This is a genomic window from Pseudoalteromonas sp. BSi20429 (genome assembly GCF_000238895.1).
Taxonomy (GTDB): Bacteria; Pseudomonadota; Gammaproteobacteria; order Enterobacterales; family Alteromonadaceae; genus Pseudoalteromonas; species Pseudoalteromonas arctica.
In genome coordinates, this window is the sequence record NZ_BADV01000003.1 from 1 (window position 1) to 679 (window position 679).

General features: G+C 47.1%; 1 rRNA gene. It reads left to right on the plus strand.

Annotated features, from left to right (window positions below):
* Nucleotides 1–230: 230 nt before the first annotated feature.
* Nucleotides 231–679 (plus strand): 16S ribosomal RNA (locus P20429_RS19075); the annotation flags it as partial.

The window sequence follows — 679 nt, forward strand, 5'->3', positions numbered from 1 at the left end:
AAAACGTTCTTTAACAATATAAAGCAATCATCTGTGTGGGCACTCGTACAGATTGAGTTCTAACAGCCAACCTACTTAGGTAGCGAGGCAAACAAATTAGAGTCTCAATTGAAAACTGAGTGACCAACAGAATAGTTATTTCGGTAATTATTCGGCACAGTCAATTCAATATCGAAAGATATTAAAATAAATTCAGAATTCATTGAGCTGTCGAAAGACATAAAACTTTTTAATTGAAGAGTTTGATCATGGCTCAGATTGAACGCTGGCGGCAGGCCTAACACATGCAAGTCGAGCGGTAACAGAAAGTAGCTTGCTACTTTGCTGACGAGCGGCGGACGGGTGAGTAATGCTTGGGAACATGCCTTGAGGTGGGGGACAACAGTTGGAAACGACTGCTAATACCGCATAATGTCTACGGACCAAAGGGGGCTTCGGCTCTCGCCTTTAGATTGGCCCAAGTGGGATTAGCTAGTTGGTGAGGTAATGGCTCACCAAGGCGACGATCCCTAGCTGGTTTGAGAGGATGATCAGCCACACTGGGACTGAGACACGGCCCAGACTCCTACGGGAGGCAGCAGTGGGGAATATTGCACAATGGGCGCAAGCCTGATGCAGCCATGCCGCGTGTGTGAAGAAGGCCTTCGGGTTGTAAAGCACTTTCAGTCAGGAGGAAAGG